This is a genomic window from Altererythrobacter chaiwopuensis (assembly GCF_054957735.1).
Window position 1 is genome coordinate 1,123,724 of sequence record NZ_JBTXJF010000001.1, and the last position, 19,188, is coordinate 1,142,911.

The following is a 19,188-nucleotide window of genomic DNA, read 5'->3' on the forward strand; positions in this document are numbered from 1 at the left end:
GGCCAATGCGCATCACAATCGGTCCATTACCAGCCAATCACGATTGCCGATCCATGCCTTGTCCAATGCTGCAGACGCAGCCTTCGCCTCCAGCTCGTTTCCGAGTTTCGCTTCGGTCTGGGCAAGACCGTAAAGTGCCCAGCCACTGTTCGGCGCCTGGAACAATGCTTGACGAAAGGCCGCCTGTGCATCCCGGTATTTGCCAGCCTTGTACAGCGATGCACCCAGCGATTGGGCGATCGGATAATACCAATAAGGCGGTTCGGTATAGGGAATGGTCCGTTCGATCGCCTGTGCTGCCCGATAATGATCCGCAGCCGCGTCAAACTTGCCCTTGCTGTGTGCGTGGCGTCCCTTTGCGACCAGCGCAGCCAGCCTGATTATGTCTGGAGCGGGAAAGCCTGCATCTACCATCGCGGTTACTTGCGGCTCGCTCGCAAGCTGGTGCATCTTTTCAATCTCGGCGGAAAAAGCCTGGTCGTTGCCAATTCTTGCGTAAGCCACGGCTCGGGCGTAGTGGCGCATCGCCTCGACATAGGAAAGTTCGGATGGCTGCTGGGTCAATGCCAGCACCGCATCGTTCGAAGCGAATTGGGTCAACGCAAAGGATGGCGCCGCGTGAATGGCCTGCACCCAGGGCATTTCTCGCGCTGCCTCTACTCCGACAATCCGCTTGAGGCGCTCAGTCTCGTTCGCGACCGTAAGCATGTCGCCTGCCATCTGCGCCGATGTGAGCAGGAAATGCACATTGTGAGGGTAATAACCGAACCGGTACAAACCGTCATCGCCGGCAAGATGCAGATACTCCTCGTCGGCTCGCGCAGCCTTGATATTGGCTGCAATCGAATCCTTGTATCGCCCGATCCGATAGAAAATGTGCGCGGGCATGTGGACCAGATGCCCCAGCGTTGGAGGCGCATGTGTGACCAGGCGATCGGCGGCAACTTCGCCCATGCTGGGATTGGGCCCGTTTTCTGTAAGATGGATATAGAGATGGGACGCTTGGGGATGGGCAGGGTTTCGTTCCATCACCTTGTCGATCAGTGCGATCGCCGCTGCAATCTGCGGTTTGGCCACTCGCTTTCCGTCACTATCGACCCAGTAATCCCAGGGGGTTGTGTTCATGGCGGATTCCGCTGCCAGAACCGCAATGTCATCGCTCGCCGGGAAGCGGCGGGCAATTTCCATCATCGAGTTGGAATACTCCCGTTCAAGCGCGCCACGATCTGCCGATAGATCATCGGGAAAGCGCAGTGCCGCCGCTGCGATCAGCGCTTTTTCGGCAGGGCTGGAATCTGCCGACAATCTTTGTGCTTGCTTGATTGCAAAGATTGCACGGCGATTTTGCTCCTCGTTTATACCGGCGTTGATGTTCAGGCCATTGGCCGTTGCTTCACCCCACCAGCACATGGCGCATTCCGGGGCGAAACTGCGGGCCGTTCGAAACGATTTGACCGCAGCCTTGTGGTTGAAGCCGTACAGGAAGGATACGCCTTGGTCGAAATATCTGCGCGCCTCGCCTGACATGCCCGTTACATCGATATCCGAAGCGGGTATCTGGGAGTAAAGAGGGAAGGTGGTGGCAGAAACCGACGAAAGCAGCTGCGGTGATTTCGCCGCAGCAATTTCCAGCCTCTTGTCCAGCAACGCGCCGTTCGCGTCGATACCCCGGCACGCATTTCGGCCAGCTAACGATGGATCAAGCGCTGCCAGCTTGCGGGTTTCAACCATTGCAGCATTGTCGAAATAGGCTGACGCGGCAATCCCGCTCGACCCGATCAACAGTGCCGACAGTCCCATGAATCTTAGCATAGCGGTCCCTCCCAAAAAGGTTTCGCGCGACCCGCCAGGTTTTTGGCTTGAGGCAGAAATCGGTCTTCCCGAAGCCACCAAGCCAGATTCTCAATAGCTGAACTGTAGCGCAGAATTCTCCGATTGGCCATTCCGGCTCCGGCGCCCGGACGAATTCGGCTTTGTCCGCAGCTGGGCGATTGGCACATGGTCCGCATTCCAGGGGTCATCGGGGCACCGCTTTCAAAGTCTCCCCCAGATAAAACCGTTCCCCCGCTTGCCGCCCTCATCACAATCGGGAATCACTCTCCCATGGCGATTCTTTCCGACAAGTGGATCCGCGACAAGGCGCTGAGCGAAGGCATGATCGAGCCCTTCGTCGAGGCGCAGAGACGCGAAGGCTGCATTTCCTATGGGCTCAGTTCCTTTGGCTATGACGCCCGCGTGGCTGACGAGTTCAAGATCTTCACCAATGTCGACAGCGCGGTGGTCGATCCCAAGGATTTCGCCGCCAACAGTTTTGTCGACCGCAAGACCGATGTCTGCGTGATCCCGCCCAACAGCTTTGCGCTTGCCCGCACGGTGGAATATTTCCGCGTGCCCGAGGATGTGCTGGTGATCTGCCTTGGCAAAAGCACCTATGCCCGCTGCGGGATCATCGTCAACGTCACTCCGCTTGAGCCGGGCTGGGAAGGGCATGTGACGCTGGAGTTTTCCAACACCACTCCGCTGCCCGCCAGAATCTATGCCAATGAGGGCGCGTGCCAGTTCCTGTTCCTGGCTGGGAACGAGCGACCTGAAGTAACCTACGCTGACCGCGCCGGCAAATATATGGGCCAGCGCGGGGTCACGCTGCCGCGGCTCTGAAAGGAGGATGTGATGGACACTGCGCCGCTGTTTGACCAATGGCGCAGCCGCTCGCCGCATTATGACGAAAGCCACGAGGCGGTGTGTGCCAGCGTGCGCGCCTTCGTTGCCCGAGAGATCATGCCGCATGTCGACGAATGGGAGCGTGCGGGCCAATTGCCGCGCGAACTGCACCGGAAAGCCGCCGAGGCGGGCGTGCTGGGGCTTGGCTATCCGCAGGAATATGGCGGCAGCGGCACGCTGGATCAGGGCGGCTTCGACATCTTCCACTCGCTGGTCCAGTCAGAGGAAATGTGCCGCCCCGGCGCTGGCGGCATCCCGGCCTCGCTGATGATCCACGGCATCGGCTTGCCCCCGGTGATCGCGGCGGGCAGCGAAGAGCTCAAACAGCGCATCGCGCCGCAGGTGCTAAGCGGTGAGAAGATCATCTGCCTTGGCATCACCGAGCCGGGCGGCGGATCGGACGTTGCCAATCTTCGTACCCGCGCGGAAAGGCGCGGGAATCTTTATGTGGTCAATGGCGCCAAGACACTGATCACCTCGGGCATGCGCGCCGACTATATTTCGCTGGCGGTGCGCACCGGCGGCGAGGGCATGGGCGGGGTTTCGCTGTTGCTGGTCGAGCTTGACCAGCCAGGCGTGTCGCGCACGCCGCTGGAAAAGATGGGCTGGCATGCGTCTGACACCGCGACGATCCATTTCGACGATGTCGAAGTGCCGGCCGAAAACCTGATCGGGCCGGAAAACGCGGGCTTCGGCGCGATCATGCGCAATTTCAACGGCGAGCGGCTGGGCATGGCGCAGCAGGCCGCCGCCTATGCACGGATCTGCTACGAAGACGCGCTCGACTGGGCGCGGAGCCGAGAGACCTTTGGCCGACCGCTGGTGACGCGGCAGGCGATCCGCCACAAGCTGGCGCGCATGCTGCAGATGATCGGCGCGACGCAGGCGATGATCGACCATGCCGCCTGGACGGTGAAACACGGCTGCGCCTTCCCCGGCGATTTCGCGCTGCTCAAGGTCCAGGCGACCCAGACGCTGGAGTATTGCGCGCGTGAGGCGTGCCAGATCCTGGGCGGGGCAAGCTTCGTGCGCGGCGGGCGGGTCGAGCGGATCTATCGCGAGGTGCGCGTGATGGCGATCGGCGGCGGATCGGAAGAGATCATGTACGATCTTGCGAGCCGCCAGTTCGGCTTTTGATGCGGGAACGTAAACTGCCGTAGCGGCTTTGACTCTCTGAAGCGCCCGGCGCATGCAGGGCACAAAGGAGAGCATCCATGTCCAGCGACAACCGCGAATTCGACATCATCGTTTACGGCGCCACCGGCTATACCGGGCGGCTCGTCGCCGAATATCTCGCTCATCACTATGGCCCGCGCGCAGACGGCCCCAAATGGGCTATGGCTGGGCGCAGCCTCGACAAGCTGGAGGCGGTGCGCGACGCAATCGGCGCGCCCGATACCACCCCGCTGGTTGTAGCCAATGCCGATGACCCGGCCAGCCTTGAAGCAATGTGCAATCGCACGCGGGTGGTGATCACCACAGTTGGCCCCTACCAGCTCTATGGCGATGCGCTGGTCGAGGCCTGCGTCAAGACCGGCACCGATTATGCCGATCTGTGCGGCGAGCCGGCCTGGATGCGTGAGAAGATCGACCAACATCACGAAGCGGCAAAGGCCAGCGGCGCACGCATCTGCTTTTCCAGCGGGTTCGATTCGATCCCGTTCGATCTGGGCGTGTTGATGGCGCAGAAGGAAGCGGTGAAGCGCTTCGGCAAGCCTGCGCCGCGCATCCGCGGGCGGGTGCGCGCGATGCAGGGCACCTTCTCGGGCGGTACTGCCGCCAGCCTCACTGCAACGATGAAGGCTGCGGCAACCAACCCGCGGATCATCCAGGTTCTGCGCAATGCGTTCGGTTTGACGCCCGGTTTCGAAGGGCCAGACCAGCCATCCGGCATGATCCCGCACTACGAGAAGGACCTGGACAAATGGGCCGCCCCTTTCGTGATGGCGCCGATCAACACCAAGAACGTGCACCGCACCAATTTCCTGGCCGGCTTCCCTTATGGCGAGGACTTCCGCTATGACGAGATGGTGCTGACCAGCCCCGGCGAAGCGGGCAGGAAGATGGCCGAGGCTGCGACCGAACTGATGAAGAATCCGTTCGGGGCCAAGCCGCCCAAGCCCGGCGAAGGGCCAAGCAAGGAAGAGCGCGAGAATGGGTTTTACGACGTGCTGTTCGTGGCCGACATGCCGGATGGCGAGCACCTGCGTTACGGCGTCAAGGGCAAGTACGATCCGGGCTATGGTTCGACCAGCCGCATGATCGCCGAAACCGCGATCGGCCTGCTATCATGCGACAAGCCGGGCGGTATCGGCACGCCGGGTTATTTCCTGGGCGAAGCGCTGGTCAACCGGCTGCAGGAACACGCCGAGATCAGCTTCGCAGTCGAAGACTGAGCCGGTAGGGAAAGGTGCCCGCGCTCAGAAACTGAAGCGCAGGCTGGCCTTGAAATTGCGCCCGGCCAGCGGCACGAAATCCTTGGTAAAGCTGGCGTGGCGGCGGCCGACGACGTCAAACAAATTGTCCGCCGCCAACACCAGCGCAACGCCCTTGCTGTCCTTGATCGGACGCCAGGTGAGCGAAAGATTGACCAGCGTAAAACTGGCGGTTTCGGTTTCGAAAGAGGCCACCCGGTCCTGCTTCGCGGACCATTGGACTTCGGCCCGCGCGTCGAAACTGCTGGTCTGCGCCTCGATCGCGCCCAGCAGGCTCACCGGCGGGATACGCGGGACGGGCGTCCCATCGTCGAGTGTCGCGCGAATATAATCGCCGCGCAGATCGGCCATCAGTGTCAAGCCATCCTGCTCGAAGAACGGAAATGTAACCTCGCCTTCGATTCCGAAATAGGTGGCATCGTCCTGCAAGTATTGGAACACGGGCAGGCCGTCTTCTTCCAGACCCGTTTCGAGCAGGAAGATGTAGTTATCGAACCAGTTCTGGTAAACTGCCACGCTGATTTTCGCCGCGCCCAGATGGCCGCGGGCATATCCCTCGATCCCGATGGCACTTTCGCTGACCAGATCGGGATCGCCGATCTCGAATGCTTGCGTTGCGATGTGCGGCCCCTCGGAAAACAGCTCTTCCGCGCTCGGCGCACGCTCGGCGCGCGACAGGTTGACGCCCATGCGCATTCTGCCGGGCCCCTCATGCACCAGCCCCAGTGCGCCCGAGAAGGTCGAGAAGTTGCGAGCGAGCCCCAGCGGCTGCGATTCGACATCGGTGAATTCGGCGCGACCGCCCGCTTCAAACTGGATCGGCCCAGTGCCAAATTCCTGCAATGTAAATAGTGAGAACTGGTCGGTCCGGTTGGGCGGCACATAGGCTTCTTCGCCCACGGCGAGAAAATCGCGATAGTAATACTGCGCCCCGCTCGATCCGCGCCAGCCGCCGCGTTCGTTTTGCACAAGTTCCAGCCGCGCCTCTATCCCTTCGACATCGAAGGTGGTGCCAACCTCGTCGCCTTCGAATTCGGTGTGACTATAGTTGCTGTAACCGACGCGGGCCTTGAGTTGGGACAAAAACCCATCGCCCAGCCCTGCCTCCGCACGCAAATCGGCCCGGAACTGTTCGAGGCCGATCGTGACACGTTCTTCGCCGGCCTCCTCTTCGCCGCCTTCCCCGTGATGCTCAGTGCCGGGGCGCACCGGAACGCCGTAGCGTGTATCGTACCAGCCGACAGCGACGCCAAGCGTGTTGTCGCCATCGATAAAGGCCGCACCTGCGTTCGCAGTCCAGGTGCGGGTTGCGCTGGAGGGCAGGATGTCGCGCTGTCCAGCAGCTTCACGCAGCTCGGCGGCCGCCTCATCATTGCCCTCGCCCGCTTCCTCGTCCGCCGCCTCTAGCAGCTCGGACCGCAGTGCTTGCGACATGACAAATCCACCGATTTCGAGATCGTTGGTCTCGCGGTAAGTGCCATCGGCGTGAATAACGAAGCGCCCCGTAACCGGCACATCGACCGAGACTCCGCCCTCGCGCAAATCAAAGGCCGAATTCCAGCTCGCCAGCCCGTCGACATGAACCGGTTCGTCAGGCACGCGGCGCGGAATACGCTTGTCGATCACGTTGACCGCGCCGCCGATCGCCTGGCTTCCGAACAGCAGCACTGCGGGACCGCGCAGCACTTCGATCCGTTCGGCGGTGAGCGGATCGATCGTGGTCGCGTGGTCAGCCGAAGTGTTGGACACGTCGGTCGTCCCCAGCCCGTCGATCAGCACACGCACACGCTCACCCTGGAAGCCCCGCAGCACCGGGCGCGAGGCGCCGGGCGAAAAACTGGTCGCAGAAACGCCGGGCAGTTTGGCCAGCACCTCGCCGATCTGGCCGTTGAGGTTGTTCTGGATATCCGCCGCTTCGAAAACCGAGGTGCCCGCGAGCAGATCGAGCTGGGCCAATCCGGTTGCGCTGACCATGATATTGCCCTGGTAGTCGACCTTGCGATCATGCACATCGTCTTCGACACTCTCGGCCTGTGCCTGCGGGTTCTGCGGCTTCTGGCTATCCTGGGCAGCTGCCGGAACAGACACAGCACACGCTACAAGCATCGTGGCCAATGCGGCATAGGAAACGGAGTGATTCGCCTGACGGATCAATGGACAACCCTTATAATGTGATAACATATCATGTGCTGTAGCAATGCCTGCGCCCGGCGCAAGGTCCAATTGCGCACAATCGATGGAAGGTTGACTATGGCGGACGAAATGCCGCGATGACAGCGGGGCCTGTCCTTGCGGAGATTTCCTGAAGAAACTGGAGCGGGCGAAGAGATTCGAACTCTCGACCCCAACCTTGGCAAGGTTGTGCTCTACCCCTGAGCTACGCCCGCTCACTGACGCTCAGCAATGCGGCCCGATCGGCACACCATCACTGGAGAGGCGGCGCGATTAGCAGCGGGCAGTCGTGCCCGCAAGCGGAAAATGTCGCCCTTGCAGTCGCGCGATGGGGGCGGCACAGTCCCCCTTCACATTCGGCGTGGCAGCCCCACATGAGGGAGGCACAATACGGGGTACACTGCCCCGGGTAAAATCGAATCAGGAGCGCGAATCTTGGCAAGCATGGGCCTCAATCTCGACGAACAGAAGGCAGTCGACCGTTTCAGGACCAACGTGGTCGAACCTTCGATGACGCAGCTCGTCATCCTCGATTTCTGGGCCGAATGGTGCGGGCCGTGCAAGGCGCTGACCCCGGTGCTGGAAAAGGTATCCGCGGAATATGCCGATAAGGGCGTGGTGCTGGTGAAGGTGAATGTCGATGAAGAGAAATTCATCGCCGCGCAGTTTCAGGTCCGCTCGATCCCAACGGTTTACGCGATGTTCCAGGGCCAGCCGGTGGCAGAACTGACCCAGGCACGCACCGAGACGCAGCTGAAGCAGATGCTGGACCAGATTCTGGCGCAGCTGCCGGTGCAGCCCGGTGCTGGAGGCGCGAACGGCGGCCAGCAACCGCAGCAGGATATCGGCCAGTTCGTCGACATGGCCGAACAGGTGCTGGCCGACGGCGATGCCGCCCGCGCCGCGACGATCTTTGCGCAAGTGGTCGAAATGGCGCCGGACAATGTCGCGGCACATTCGGGCCTGGTCCGCGCCCTGGTAGCCGCAGGCGAAGCCGTGCAGGCGCAGCAGATCTTCGACGCGCTGGAACCCGCCATTCAACAGGACGCAGCGATGGCGCCGGCCAAGAGTGCGCTGGAGCTGGCCGCAAACCAGGTCGATGACAGCGAACTTGCCGCTCTGCGCGAGGCCGCCGCAGCCAGGCCTGACGATATGGAGGCGCAGTTCGCCTTTGCCGAGGCCGCCTTTGCCAGCGGCGCACGTGACGATGCGGCCGATGCACTGCTGGCCATGATCGCCCGGGACATCGAGTGGAATGAAGGCGCGGCCAAGGCCAGGTTGCTGCAGATCTTCGAAGCGGTGGGCCTGGAAGACGAATGGGTTGTCGCCAGGCGCCGCCGCCTGTCGCAAATCCTGTTCGGCTAGGGCACGTGACCACACGGCTTTCGATCTTTCCGCTGCCGGGCGTGATCCTGTTTCCCGGCCTGCAATTGCCGCTCCACATCTTCGAGCCGCGATATCGCGCGCTGGTGGGTGATGCGCTGGTGCGCGATCGCCGCATAGGAATGATCCAGCCGCAGCGCCCGGTGGAAAGCGCGCCGCTCTACAGTATCGGCTGCGTCGGCCGGATCGGCAATATCGAGGCGATGGATGACGGGCGATACAACCTTGTGCTCGAAGGCGAGGCACGCTTCCGGATTATCCGCGAGCTTGATGTCACCACGGCTTTTCGCCAGGTCGAGGCCGAACTGCTCGAGGAAGACGATGATGCCGCGCTGTCCGCGGTCGAACGCGCGGGGTTCGAACGGGAAGCGCGCCGCTTTGCCGACAACCAGGGCTACAGCGTCGATTGGGCATCGGTCGAACGGCTCGATGACGAATCGCTCATCAACGGCGTATCGCAGATTGCACCGTTCGATCCTGCTTCGAAGCAGGCTCTGCTTGAAGCGCCGGACCTTCCCGCACGCTGCGAACTCTTGATCCAGCTGATGTATTTCTATGGCCGGCGCGACGGCGATGACGACCGCGTGACGCTGCAATAGGACGCGCTTTTGCGACCCGACGTTGCAATTGGTGGCTTTGCAAGTTCAGTGAAAATAACTAACCGGTTATTTATGAACTATGCAGACTTCCCCACCAAGGGCGAGCGTACGCGCGCGCATATCGTGGCCACCGCAGCCGAGATGTTCTGGCAGCGCAGCTTCAACGGCGTCTCGGTTGACGAGATCGCCAATGCCGCGAGCGTCAACAAGGCAACGATCTATCGCTATTTCGCCGACAAGGGCGATCTTGCGCTGGCGGCCACGCGCCACCAGGGCATATTGACGCTGGAGCAGATCTTCGAAGCCAGCTTCGCTGCCCACAAGGCGCCCGATCAGCGGCTTATTGCTATCTACACCAAGGCCTACCGCGGCAATATCGAGATGAAGCAGGAGAGGGGCGACCTGCTTGGCTGCCCGGTGCTCGGCCTGGTGCTGGAACTGGGCTTCGAAATGCCTGAAATCCGCCGTGAGGCAGGCCATATCTTCGACCGGGTCCAAAGCTACTTCACCGGAATTGCGCGCGATGCCATTGCCGCAGGCCGGACCGATGGAGCACCGGACAAGATCGGCCGCGCGCTGATGCAGTTGCACCACGGTGCCTGCGCCAGTTCACGGATCGCCGCAGAGCCCGAATATATCCTCGACGCCGGGCGCACCTCGCTCCAGCTCATTGGCTATCCGGAAGCGGCGCTGGCGATCTAGCCCTAGGGTCAGGACCCTAGATCCCGAAACTGCCCCTCAGCCCGTCGATCACATATTGTGCCGCCAACGCTGCAAGGAGCACGCCAAGCAGCCGGGTAATCACCGCTTCCACCCGTGCGCCCAGCAGGCGGATCAGCGGGCCTGCGGCAACCAGCGCTGCAGCGGTGATCAGCAATACCGCAGCCAGCGCCGCCAGCACGGTCAGAGATTGCTGCAGCGTGTCGGCTTCGTTCATCAGCAGCATAATGGCCGCAATCGCCCCCGGCCCGGCCAGCATCGGCATCGCCATGGGAAAAACCGAGACATCCTCCACCTCGGGGCTGGCGGCGACCTTTTCGGCCCGTTCCTCGCGCCGCTGGGTGCGCTTTTCGAACACCATTTCAAAGGCGATGAAGAACAGCATCAGCCCGCCCGCGATGCGGAAACTGTCGAGCTGGATATGCAGCGCGTTGAGCAGTTCCTGGCCCAGAAGGGCGAAGAACAGCAGGATCGCGCTTGCTATGAAACTGGCGCGCAGCGCCATATTGCGCGCTTGCGCCGCCGATGCCCCCTTGGTCAGCCCGGCATAGATCGGCGCACACCCCGGCGGATCGATCACCACGAACAGTGTGATGAAGGCTGATACGAACAGCTCGAACATGGCCTAGCCCGCATCCCCGGCCGGCATTTGCTCGTCGAGTGCGCCCTGCCATTTGCCCTGATAGAAATAGTCGACCACCACGCGCCGCTGCCCGCTTCCGCGATCTTCCCAGCGCCAGCGCAGGGTGCCATCGTTCGACACTTTGCCCCCCTGGGTGAAATCCTCGGCAATCGAGAATGCAGGCGGCGCGGGCACTTCAACGCCGCGACGCGGGCAATCGGCGATCCCGGCCTTGATCGCGTCGATCGACGTCACCACGATATCGCCGTCATCGAACTGCGCGGGCGGGGGCGGCTGGGGATTGTCGGGCGAACCGACATCATAAGTCCATTTGTAGGCGCCATCCGACTGGCGTTCCCATACGGTGATGAAATTTCCCACGGTCCCGTCAGGTTCGCGGAAACGCCCGTGGCTCACAGCCAGCGCGCCGTCGCAGCTCATCCATACCGCGCGCGGTTCCCACTGCACCGAAACCGGCGGATTGCTTTGCGCTGCCAGCCAAGGTTCGGCCATGATCGGCCCCTCGCGGCCATGGATCAGCGCGCCCGGAGCGGCGAAGGCACGAAACGCGCTCCATTGCCCCGTTTCGCGCGCCGCGCGGGCAAACTCCAGCTCGCGCGCGACGATCTTGCCCGGTTGGGCTTCCCCCGGTGCACCGGCGAGCACGCGGTTGATCATCTGCGTGGGGATCGCTTGGCGAGGGGCGGAAGCGCAGGCCGAAAGGGCGGCCAGCGCCGCTATTGAAATCACAGTTCTGAACATGGGAAGCGGTCTAGCCACACAAACCAGCCTTGTCGAAGGTGAAAACGCTCACAGTCCCTCGGGTACGGCAAGCCCTTCTTTGCGGTGCGCGGCGACCAGCGTGTTCCTGAGCAAAACGGCAATGGTCATTGGGCCTACGCCGCCCGGCACGGGAGTGATCGCGCCGGCGACCTCGCTCGCTTCGTCAAAGGCGACGTCGCCCACCAGCCGTCCCTTTTCCTTGCCGGGTTCAGGCGGCAGGCGGTTGATACCTACGTCGATCACCGTCGCGCCGGGCTTGAGCCAGTCGCCCCTGACCATTTCGGGCCGACCCACAGCGGCGACAACGATATCGGCGCGGCGCACCACAGCGGGCAGGTCTTTCGTACGGCTATGCGCGATGGTGACAGTGGCATTGGCATCGAGCAGCAGCTGCGCCATCGGCTTGCCGACGATGTTCGAACGGCCGATCACCACCGCTTCGAGGCCCGAAAGATCGCCCAGCAGGTCTGTCAGCATCATCATGCAGCCAAGCGGCGTACAGGGCACGAAGCCGCGCTGGCCCACGCTGAGCCGCCCGGCATTGATGACATGGAACCCGTCCACATCCTTGTCGGGGCTGATCGCGGAGATAATCGCCTGTTCGTCCAGATGATCAGGCAGCGGCAATTGCACCAGGATGCCGTCAACCGCGGGATCGCTGTTGAGCCGTTCGACCAGCGCCAGCAGATCGGCCTTGCTGGTATCGGCAGGCAAGCGGTGTTCGAAGCTGGCCATGTTGGCGGCCACGGTTGCCTTGCCCTTGCTGCCAACATAGACCTGGCTCGCCGGGTCATCGCCCACCAGCACCACTGCAAGGCCTGCCTTGCGCCCGGCTGCCTCTTCAAATTTCGCTGCAACTTCGCCTACCCGCTCGCCCAGGCGCGCGGCAAATGCCTTGCCGTCGATCAGCGTTGCGCCCATCGGATCAGCCGCCCGTGATAATGCTGCTCAGGACGATCAGCACGATCTGCAACACGATGATGAGCACCAGGGGAGAGAAGTCGATCGCGCCGGTTTGCGGCATCATGTTGCGGATCGGGCGCAGCACCGGATCGAGCAATCGGTTGATCGAATTGTAGAACGCCATCAGGAATTCGTTCGATGCGCTCACCACGTTGAAGGCAAACAGCAACCCGATAACGAACTGGATGATGATCAGCATCACCAATACATTGGTGAGCAAGGAGATGATTTCGTAGATCGCGTATAGAGCCTGCATGTTACCCGTTTCCGTATTCTGCGTCCCGCTTCCGTATTACCTTGGTAATACGCCTGAAGCCACCCCCATGGTGAAAGCTACGCCGCGGGACCAAGCCTGTTCCCGCGCTAGCGCATCGTTCAGGCGCGCACCAGCGTACCGGCGCCGTGTGTTGTGAAGAATTCGAGCAGCATCGCATGCGGCACGCGCCCATCGAGCACCACCGCCGCCTCGCAGCCGGATTCGACCGCCTTCACGCAGGTTTCCAGCTTGGGGATCATCCCGCCCGAAATCGTGCCGTCTTCGCGCAGCCTGGCAATATCCGCCGGGTTGAGATCGGTCAGCAGCTTGCCTTGCTTGTCGAGCACGCCCGTAACATCGGTCAGCAGGAACAGCCGCGCCGCGCCCAGCGCCGCCGCGATGGCGCCGGCCATGGTATCGGCGTTGATATTGTAGGTGTGCCCATCATCGCCCGCACCGATCGGCGCGATGACCGGGATCATGCCCGATGCAACCACGGTATCGATCACGGTTGTATCGACCTGTTCGGGTTCGCCGACAAAGCCGAGATCGACCGCCTGTTCGATATTGCTGTCCGGGTCCCGCGTGGTCCGTTCCACCTTGCGCGCCTTCACCAGTCCGCCATCCTTGCCCGAAATGCCGATCGCCTTGCCGCCTGCGCCCGCGATCCAGCCCACCAGCTGCTTGTTGATCGCGCCCGACAGGACCATTTCGGCAATTTCGGCGGTGGCCTTGTCGGTCACGCGAAGGCCGTCGACAAAGGTGCTTTCAACGCCCAGCTTTTTCAGCATCGCACCAATCTGCGGGCCGCCGCCATGCACCACCACCGGGTTGATGCCGACCGCCTTCAGCAGCACGATATCCTCGGCAAAATCGCGCGCCGCCTCAGGATCGCCCATCGCATGGCCGCCATATTTGACCACGAAGGTGCGCCCGGCATAGCGCTGGAAATAGGGCAGCGCCTCGATCAGCACCTCGGCCTTTTCAAGATTGCCTGGTGCCAGCATGTTGGGATCGCTGCTCGCGCTCATCCAGAATCCTTTCGTCGCGCCCGCAAGCCCGGGCTCGCCAGCGCGCTTAGCGGCAAGGAAGGGCGCTGCAAAGCATGAAGCCGCGCAGCATGCGTCACCCCACGGCGCAATTCTACCAAGGAACTGTGTTTTCAGACCGGATTTCAGCGGGTTCTATTGACCTTCTTTTGAACCGGTGGTTGATCGCGATCAGGGTCTGGAAAGAGGGAATCCTTCTATGAAGTTGAATGCGTTCCGGCTCGGCCTGATGGCCGGTGCCATGGTCTTCGCCATGCCTGCCCTTGCGCAGGAAAGCGAAGCACCGGTTGAAGCTCTGGCAGCAAGCGATAGTGCGACCGAACCCGCAGTCGAACCGGCAAAGCCGTGTGAACTGCATGTCTGGCCAACCGAGAATTATATCGGCGTCAAGATGGGGCTGTTCTCGGGCTTCGGCCTGGTTGGCGCGGCGATCGACCAGGCAGGCCATGCCCAGGGCGTGAAGACGGTGAAGGACCTGATGCGCGAATATCTTGGCCCGCAGGTGCAACTGGGCGAACTGGACAGGCTCGAATTCGTCGGGCTGCTTGGTCTCGATCCGGACAAATACGAGGTGATCGTGCAGCAGCCGACACCCTGGAACGAAGACCTGAAGAACAATCCCGAGCTCAAGGCCGAGGTCAAGGCCTTCAACAAGAAGCTCAAGGGCGGCGAGCGGCTGACCGAAAGCGACAACGCCTGCTACGCCGAACTGGTCACCACGCACATCTTCTATCACAAGGCGATGATGTACGGCTCAAACCTGTTCACGGGCTGGGTATTCCGCCAGTTCGACGGCAAAAATGTGACGCGCGAAGGCACCGGCCAGGTCAAGAACCCGCTCGAACATTTCCCGCCAACGGACGAAACGATGATCGAGGCAGCGCAAGCCGAGCTGCGCGATGCCTATTCGAAAGACTTCACCGAGTATGTCGAGAAGAAAGTGAACCTCTGATCGCCACTTGATTCCGGGCGGGGCGAATCCGGCCCTGCCCGGGACGGGATGTAAGCCTGCCTACCCGTCAAGCTCTGCCGCGAGCGAGGCAAAGTTACCGTGGCCCGTAACAGGCGCGACGCGTTCGGCCCACATGGCATCGATCTGCTCGGCAATGGCCGGTGGCACCTGTTTGGGATCGCTCCCCTTTGCCTGAGCCTTGGTCGAATCGCGATCAGGCGGGAAGCCGAGCTTGCGTTCGAGCGCGGCGCCGAACATTGCATCGTCGAAACGGTCCTTATGCGCATACATGAATTCCCGGCTGGTCATATCCTCGACTATCGACGCCAATTCTTCGCTTAGTTCGATGCCGCAGAATTCTGCCAACCGGGCAATCATCGCCCGCTTGTTCTTCACCGCCCAGCGATAGGTGGCAAGCAGCGTGTCGGGCTCATCGCGGCGCGCCCACCAGCTCAGCAAGTGGGTGTAATAATCGCATCCGCCCGGCCCGCCGGTCATCCATATGGGGAAGAATTCCTCCAGGCTTATCGCTCCCGGCTCCATCACCCATCCGTCGAAGAAGCGGTGCATGGAAATATAGGTTTCGTGCGGATCGCGCAGCGTGACCACATAGCGGCAGTCTGATGGCAGACGCTCATATTCGCGGTGAGTCTTGAAGCCGCGCGGGCTGGCACGCTGCGCCCCGTTGATGTCGTGGTCGATCACAGGGGCACTGTCTTCCCACGGAGTCATGCGGCTGATGTCGTCGAAATCCATATCGCCCTTGCCGGTCGCGGCACCCATGCGCAGCTGGTGGAACATCTGCTGCATCATGGTGGTGCCGCTCTTGGCCCAGCAGGCGATGAACACATCGCCTGATTCTGCCTTGAGCGGGCGAAAGTTTTGTGGCGGGATCGCGGCCAGCGCGCCCATATTGATGCCGAATTCCTCTACACTGCGCGCGCGGCGCCCCAATCCTGCTGTCATCGCGATGACCCCTGCCCAAAGCGCAACCCCAACAGTTGACTGACACCTTCGCGTGATCCTTGCAATCGCCCGCTGTTCAGAAATTTTTGTAACCTTTCCCCGTGCTGCAGCGAAATCACCGATGACTCCGCAAGAGATTGGGGGTCTGGCTTGCGACAGTTGGGAGTTACGCAAATGAATTCGATACACTTTAAAGGTGGCCTTACGCTGGCCATCGCCGCCGGGATTGCCGCCGCCTGCTCGCCGAGCGGAGACAGCGGTGCGTCGCAGAATGCAACCACGGTTGACAGTTCGGATCCGCAGCAGGTTGCCGCTGCCGAGAACCCGAAAGGTGACAAGGAAAAATGCTATGGCGTCGCCAAGGCAGGCAAGAATGATTGCGCGGCCGGGCCGGGCACCAGCTGCGCCGGAACCAGCACTGCCGATTATCAGGGCAATGCCTGGACATATGTCGATGCCGGCACGTGCCTGACAATCGAAACGCCCAATGGCACCGGATCACTCGAGCCCATCGAAGCTTAACTGAGCTCGGGTCGCACGTTTTCCTTTCCTTGAGGAAGACGCGAGTGAGGCGGGCCAGCAGGACAGCGACCCTGCTGGCCCGTTTTCGTTGGTCGGGAAGACCGATCCGAATAGGTCAGCCGCCAGCGCTATTGTGATCGCCCGCTAGGCTTGGCCGTAACGCTCACGGTGCACATCCTCTACCATTGCCGCAAATGCCGCATAGGGCGCCGGGTTATCGATATTGCCCGCCGCGCGCGCTCGTGAACCTGCGCGGATAATTGGATCGGCGGTAATGCCAGTACCCTCTACCAACCGGTTCATCAGGTTGAAAAGGCCGGTTACTGCAACGGTAGTGAACAAGGCCTCCTCGCCCCATCCGGCATCGTAAACCGCCTGCGCCAGCCGGTCACCAACCATCGCCGGCGTCAAGGTCAATACCCGGGCATATTCCAGCAGCGGCAGAAGCCGCGCATCCACGCCTGCAGCCGCCGGATCGGCGATCAGCTTTTCAAACACTTCGGGATCGATGCCATGAACTTCGGCATAGGTGCGGTGTGACCCATGGCAGAAACTGCACTGGTTGAGGCCCGAGACATAGGCCGCGATCAGCTCGCGCTCAGCCACACTCAACTCCGATGGGCCGCGCAGGATTGCATCGTGATAATCGCACAGCGCCGCAAAGCCTTGCGGGTATTTTGCCAGCACGTCGATCATTTCGGGATTTTCGGGAAGCGTGGGTAGTTTGGCCATGGTGACTCCTGCGATGAATCTATTGCGGCATAGTGGCTGCGCCCAATTCCAACCAGCGCAGCAGCCCGGCTTGATCCTTCAAGCAAAGGGCCGCGGCTTGATGATCCCTGACGCTGAATAAAAACGCGATTCCCGGGGCGGGAAGGCCGATCAATAAGGATTGATGGTGAATCCGCGCCGCTGCAGCTCAGCGTGGGCCACGGTGGCGCTGGGCGCCATTTTCACGCCTTCGAGCAAATGAGCATTGCCGACGCGGTGATATTTCGCCGCCACGCCGCACACCCAGATTTCCGCTCCCCGAGCGACCAGATCGGCCACATTGTTGTAGTTCTGGTTGCGCAGCGGCTCGCCGCTCTCGCTCTGGTACTTGGCGCCATAGCGCGCATCATTGACTACATCGAACACTGCCGGGCCGTGGATGACGATGGCGACCTTGACATTGTCAGGATCGACCCCGGCGCCTTCCATCGCGCGGATGAAGGCGAGGGCGCGGGCAAAGGCACCATTGGGCTTGCCGGCTTCGGATTCGTAAGCATCGAAACTGTGCTTCCATTCGCCATCGGCGGGAAAGCTCATATCCGAGGTGACGATGACCTCGCCCGGCGCGTGATGATCGGCAAGCGCCGGAGCGGCAAGCAGGCACAGCGACAGGGCCGCCAACGCGATCGATCTCTTCAAGATTGTCCTCCCTTGGTTTTGTCCGGGCTTCTAGTGCCATCGCGGTGCAGCGGCGGCAAGTACTGGCTGGGATTGCCCGCGCCTATTGCGGCAGGGCTTCGTCGATCAGCGTGCGTGCCGCGTCCTTCATGTCGCCCACCACCAACTGCGGCCCGGCAAGGTGTGCCATAACGATCGCGCCTTCCTTGACCAACAGCAGACGGCGCGCCAGCCCTTGCGGATCGGGCGCCCCCGCCGCTTCGGCCAACCCGGAGAAATAGCGCGTAAGCAGCTTCTTGTGCTCGGCCGACATGGCATGGATCGGATGATCGCGGTTCTGGTATTCAGACGATGCCTTGATGAACATGCAGCTCTTGAAGCCAGGCTCCTCGAACCAATCCGCCAACGCATCGAAGATCGCCAGCAACCGGCCGCGCGGGTCCGGCGTAGCCGCCTCGGTCCGGCGATAGAGCCAGTTGCGGAACTGCTCGTCACGCAGCCGCAGCGTAGCCAGGATCAGATCCTCCTTGCTGCGGAAGTGTTTGTAGATCGCCGTCTTGGAGACGCCGGTTTCCTTCGCCAACCGGTCCATCCCGATCGCATGGAAGCCCCCCCGATAGAACGAATCGAGGGCCTTCTGGACCAGCTCGTCGCGCTTCGAAGCGCTCATCTTTTGCTCCTTACATTGACATAACGGTCAATAGCGTGATGGCCGGCGCCTTTCAACTTGTCCGGTATAAATGCCTATTATCAGTAATGTAAATATACTCCATCGCCTGCCCCACGCTGCCGCAGCGGAAATCTTGCACAAGATGGTTGACTGATCGGTAATTGTGTAATAGATCCACAGTGACAGATCGGTTAACCCAATCCGGTCATTGTCCGTTTCGCGCGCTTCGCCGTGCAGGAGGCAAAAATGTTGAGCCCGATCGAGAACCCCGAATTCGATCCCGATCTGAGCCCCGGGCCAGGGCCGGTCACGTTTGTCGCCATCATTGCCGCGTTTCTCGGCGTCGCCTGCATCATCGCCCTGGCCGATCCGTTGGCACCAGCAACCCTTCCCGCGCAGCATGCCGAAAGCGGGGCCTGACGTACACGATACCCCAAGGCCGGGCGTCCCAGCCCGGCGGCCCCCCGCTGCGGGGCACGACCGCCCCATATCGCCCCCGTGCCCCGCAGCCCCCCTTCCCACTGGGTCATCCGTTGAGGCCCACCATTCAGGATCGCAGAGATACATATGACCACGCCCCCCATCATTGCCCCGCCCTTCACCGAGGAAACCGCCCGCGCCAAGGTGCAGGCCGCCGAGGATGCCTGGAACACGCGTGATCCGGAGCGAGTGGCGCTTGCCTATACGCCCGACAGCGAGTGGCGGAACCGCGACCGTTTCCTCAACGGACGCGACGAGATCCGCGCTTTCCTGGCTGACAAATGGTCGCGCGAACTGGATTATCGCCTCAAGAAGGAACTGTGGGCCTTCACCGACAACCGCATCGCGGTGCGCTTCTTCTATGAATGGCATGACGCCGAGGGGCAGTGGTATCGCAGCCACGGCAACGAGATGTGGGAATTCGACGCGGCCGGGCTGATGCGCCAGCGCTTCGCCAGCGTCAATGACGAGCCGATTTCCGCGCTCGACCGGCGCCTTTGACAGCT

The 19,188-nt window shown here is 61.7% G+C and carries 21 protein-coding genes and 1 tRNA gene; 10 read left to right on the forward strand and 12 right to left on the reverse strand.

Going from position 1 to position 19,188, the window contains the following annotated elements; all coding sequences use genetic code 11:
• Positions 1-12: 12 nt before the first annotated feature.
• A complete protein-coding gene (locus ACX3VQ_RS05480; RefSeq protein WP_462579921.1) occupies positions 13-1,812 on the reverse strand; it encodes a tetratricopeptide repeat protein in 1,800 nt (599 codons plus the stop codon).
• A 291-nt stretch (positions 1,813-2,103) separates the two neighbouring features.
• On the opposite strand from ACX3VQ_RS05480, the gene dcd reads away from it, so the two are divergent.
• The 3 genes from dcd to ACX3VQ_RS05495 all read left to right on the forward strand — a co-directional run bounded on the left by dcd (position 2,104) and on the right by ACX3VQ_RS05495 (position 5,117).
• Positions 2,104-2,658: a dCTP deaminase gene (dcd, locus tag ACX3VQ_RS05485; protein WP_462571104.1), complete on the forward strand. Its 555-nt coding sequence runs from the start codon at positions 2,104-2,106 to the stop codon at positions 2,656-2,658.
• A gap of 12 nt (positions 2,659-2,670) precedes the next feature.
• Positions 2,671-3,858, forward strand: a complete 1,188-nt coding sequence (locus ACX3VQ_RS05490) for an acyl-CoA dehydrogenase family protein (RefSeq protein ID WP_462579922.1) — start codon at positions 2,671-2,673, stop codon at positions 3,856-3,858.
• A gap of 77 nt (positions 3,859-3,935) precedes the next feature.
• The gene (locus ACX3VQ_RS05495; protein ID WP_462579923.1) at positions 3,936-5,117 is read left to right on the forward strand and encodes a saccharopine dehydrogenase family protein; all 1,182 of its coding nucleotides are present in this window, start codon (positions 3,936-3,938) and stop codon (positions 5,115-5,117) included.
• 24 nt (positions 5,118-5,141) lie between these two features.
• Here the strand turns inward: ACX3VQ_RS05495 and ACX3VQ_RS05500 are convergent, their stop codons facing one another.
• Together ACX3VQ_RS05500 and ACX3VQ_RS05505 are read right to left on the reverse strand one after the other, a co-directional pair.
• Positions 5,142-7,244: a TonB-dependent receptor gene (locus ACX3VQ_RS05500; RefSeq protein ID WP_462579924.1), complete on the reverse strand. Its 2,103-nt coding sequence runs from the start codon at positions 7,242-7,244 to the stop codon at positions 5,142-5,144.
• Between the two features lie 224 nt (positions 7,245-7,468).
• Positions 7,469-7,543, reverse strand: a tRNA-Gly gene (locus tag ACX3VQ_RS05505).
• Between the two features lie 229 nt (positions 7,544-7,772).
• Here ACX3VQ_RS05505 and ACX3VQ_RS05510 point away from each other — a divergent pair.
• The 3 genes from ACX3VQ_RS05510 to ACX3VQ_RS05520 all read left to right on the forward strand — a co-directional run bounded on the left by ACX3VQ_RS05510 (position 7,773) and on the right by ACX3VQ_RS05520 (position 10,012).
• Entirely contained in the window at positions 7,773-8,693 is a 921-nt protein-coding gene (locus tag ACX3VQ_RS05510; protein ID WP_462572544.1) for a tetratricopeptide repeat protein, read from the forward strand.
• Positions 8,645-9,310, forward strand: coding sequence for an LON peptidase substrate-binding domain-containing protein (locus ACX3VQ_RS05515; RefSeq protein ID WP_462579925.1), 666 nt, complete (start codon positions 8,645-8,647; stop codon positions 9,308-9,310). Before ACX3VQ_RS05510 ends, ACX3VQ_RS05515 begins: the two co-directional genes overlap by 49 nt.
• 72 nt (positions 9,311-9,382) lie before the next feature.
• Positions 9,383-10,012 (forward strand): TetR/AcrR family transcriptional regulator, encoded by a 630-nt coding sequence (locus ACX3VQ_RS05520; RefSeq protein WP_462571099.1) that lies wholly within the window; start codon positions 9,383-9,385, stop codon positions 10,010-10,012.
• Positions 10,013-10,028: 16 nt separating this feature from the next.
• On the opposite strand, the gene ACX3VQ_RS05525 is transcribed toward ACX3VQ_RS05520, so the two are convergent.
• The 5 genes from ACX3VQ_RS05525 to argB form a co-directional block, all read right to left on the reverse strand.
• The gene (locus tag ACX3VQ_RS05525) at positions 10,029-10,652 is read right to left on the reverse strand and encodes a MarC family protein (protein WP_462571097.1); all 624 of its coding nucleotides are present in this window, start codon (positions 10,650-10,652) and stop codon (positions 10,029-10,031) included.
• 3 nt (positions 10,653-10,655) lie between these two features.
• The gene (locus tag ACX3VQ_RS05530) at positions 10,656-11,414 is read right to left on the reverse strand and encodes a hypothetical protein (protein ID WP_462579926.1); all 759 of its coding nucleotides are present in this window, start codon (positions 11,412-11,414) and stop codon (positions 10,656-10,658) included.
• A gap of 48 nt (positions 11,415-11,462) precedes the next feature.
• Positions 11,463-12,356: a bifunctional methylenetetrahydrofolate dehydrogenase/methenyltetrahydrofolate cyclohydrolase FolD gene (folD, locus tag ACX3VQ_RS05535; RefSeq protein ID WP_462579928.1), complete on the reverse strand. Its 894-nt coding sequence runs from the start codon at positions 12,354-12,356 to the stop codon at positions 11,463-11,465.
• 4 nt (positions 12,357-12,360) lie between these two features.
• Positions 12,361-12,654, reverse strand: coding sequence for a YggT family protein (locus tag ACX3VQ_RS05540; RefSeq protein WP_462571093.1), 294 nt, complete (start codon positions 12,652-12,654; stop codon positions 12,361-12,363).
• A gap of 119 nt (positions 12,655-12,773) precedes the next feature.
• Positions 12,774-13,685: an acetylglutamate kinase gene (argB, locus tag ACX3VQ_RS05545; protein WP_462571092.1), complete on the reverse strand. Its 912-nt coding sequence runs from the start codon at positions 13,683-13,685 to the stop codon at positions 12,774-12,776.
• 217 nt (positions 13,686-13,902) lie between these two features.
• Between argB and ACX3VQ_RS05550 the strand changes: the two genes are divergently transcribed.
• Entirely contained in the window at positions 13,903-14,655 is a 753-nt protein-coding gene (locus ACX3VQ_RS05550) for a hypothetical protein (RefSeq protein ID WP_462579929.1), read from the forward strand.
• A gap of 60 nt (positions 14,656-14,715) precedes the next feature.
• Here ACX3VQ_RS05550 and ACX3VQ_RS05555 read toward each other — a convergent pair whose 3' ends face one another.
• Positions 14,716-15,621, reverse strand: coding sequence for a sulfotransferase domain-containing protein (locus ACX3VQ_RS05555; protein WP_462579930.1), 906 nt, complete (start codon positions 15,619-15,621; stop codon positions 14,716-14,718).
• A 225-nt stretch (positions 15,622-15,846) separates the two neighbouring features.
• Between ACX3VQ_RS05555 and ACX3VQ_RS05560 the strand changes: the two genes are divergently transcribed.
• Positions 15,847-16,143 carry a BufA1 family periplasmic bufferin-type metallophore gene (locus ACX3VQ_RS05560; protein ID WP_462572543.1) on the forward strand — a complete coding sequence of 99 codons (297 nt, stop codon included), beginning with the start codon at positions 15,847-15,849 and terminating at the stop codon, positions 16,141-16,143.
• Positions 16,144-16,287: 144 nt separating this feature from the next.
• Here ACX3VQ_RS05560 and ACX3VQ_RS05565 read toward each other — a convergent pair whose 3' ends face one another.
• The 3 genes from ACX3VQ_RS05565 to ACX3VQ_RS05575 all read right to left on the reverse strand — a co-directional run bounded on the left by ACX3VQ_RS05565 (position 16,288) and on the right by ACX3VQ_RS05575 (position 18,202).
• A complete protein-coding gene (locus ACX3VQ_RS05565) occupies positions 16,288-16,875 on the reverse strand; it encodes a carboxymuconolactone decarboxylase family protein (RefSeq protein ID WP_462579931.1) in 588 nt (195 codons plus the stop codon).
• Between the two features lie 150 nt (positions 16,876-17,025).
• Positions 17,026-17,553 carry a DsrE family protein gene (locus ACX3VQ_RS05570; RefSeq protein WP_462579933.1) on the reverse strand — a complete coding sequence of 176 codons (528 nt, stop codon included), beginning with the start codon at positions 17,551-17,553 and terminating at the stop codon, positions 17,026-17,028.
• An 82-nt stretch (positions 17,554-17,635) separates the two neighbouring features.
• Entirely contained in the window at positions 17,636-18,202 is a 567-nt protein-coding gene (locus ACX3VQ_RS05575) for a TetR/AcrR family transcriptional regulator (RefSeq protein WP_462571086.1), read from the reverse strand.
• 246 nt (positions 18,203-18,448) lie between these two features.
• Between ACX3VQ_RS05575 and ACX3VQ_RS05580 the strand changes: the two genes are divergently transcribed.
• Both ACX3VQ_RS05580 and ACX3VQ_RS05585 read left to right on the forward strand, forming a co-directional pair.
• Entirely contained in the window at positions 18,449-18,622 is a 174-nt protein-coding gene (locus ACX3VQ_RS05580; protein WP_462579934.1) for a hypothetical protein, read from the forward strand.
• Between the two features lie 147 nt (positions 18,623-18,769).
• Positions 18,770-19,183: a DUF1348 family protein gene (locus ACX3VQ_RS05585; RefSeq protein WP_462579935.1), complete on the forward strand. Its 414-nt coding sequence runs from the start codon at positions 18,770-18,772 to the stop codon at positions 19,181-19,183.
• The last annotated feature ends 5 nt before the right edge of the window (positions 19,184-19,188 follow it).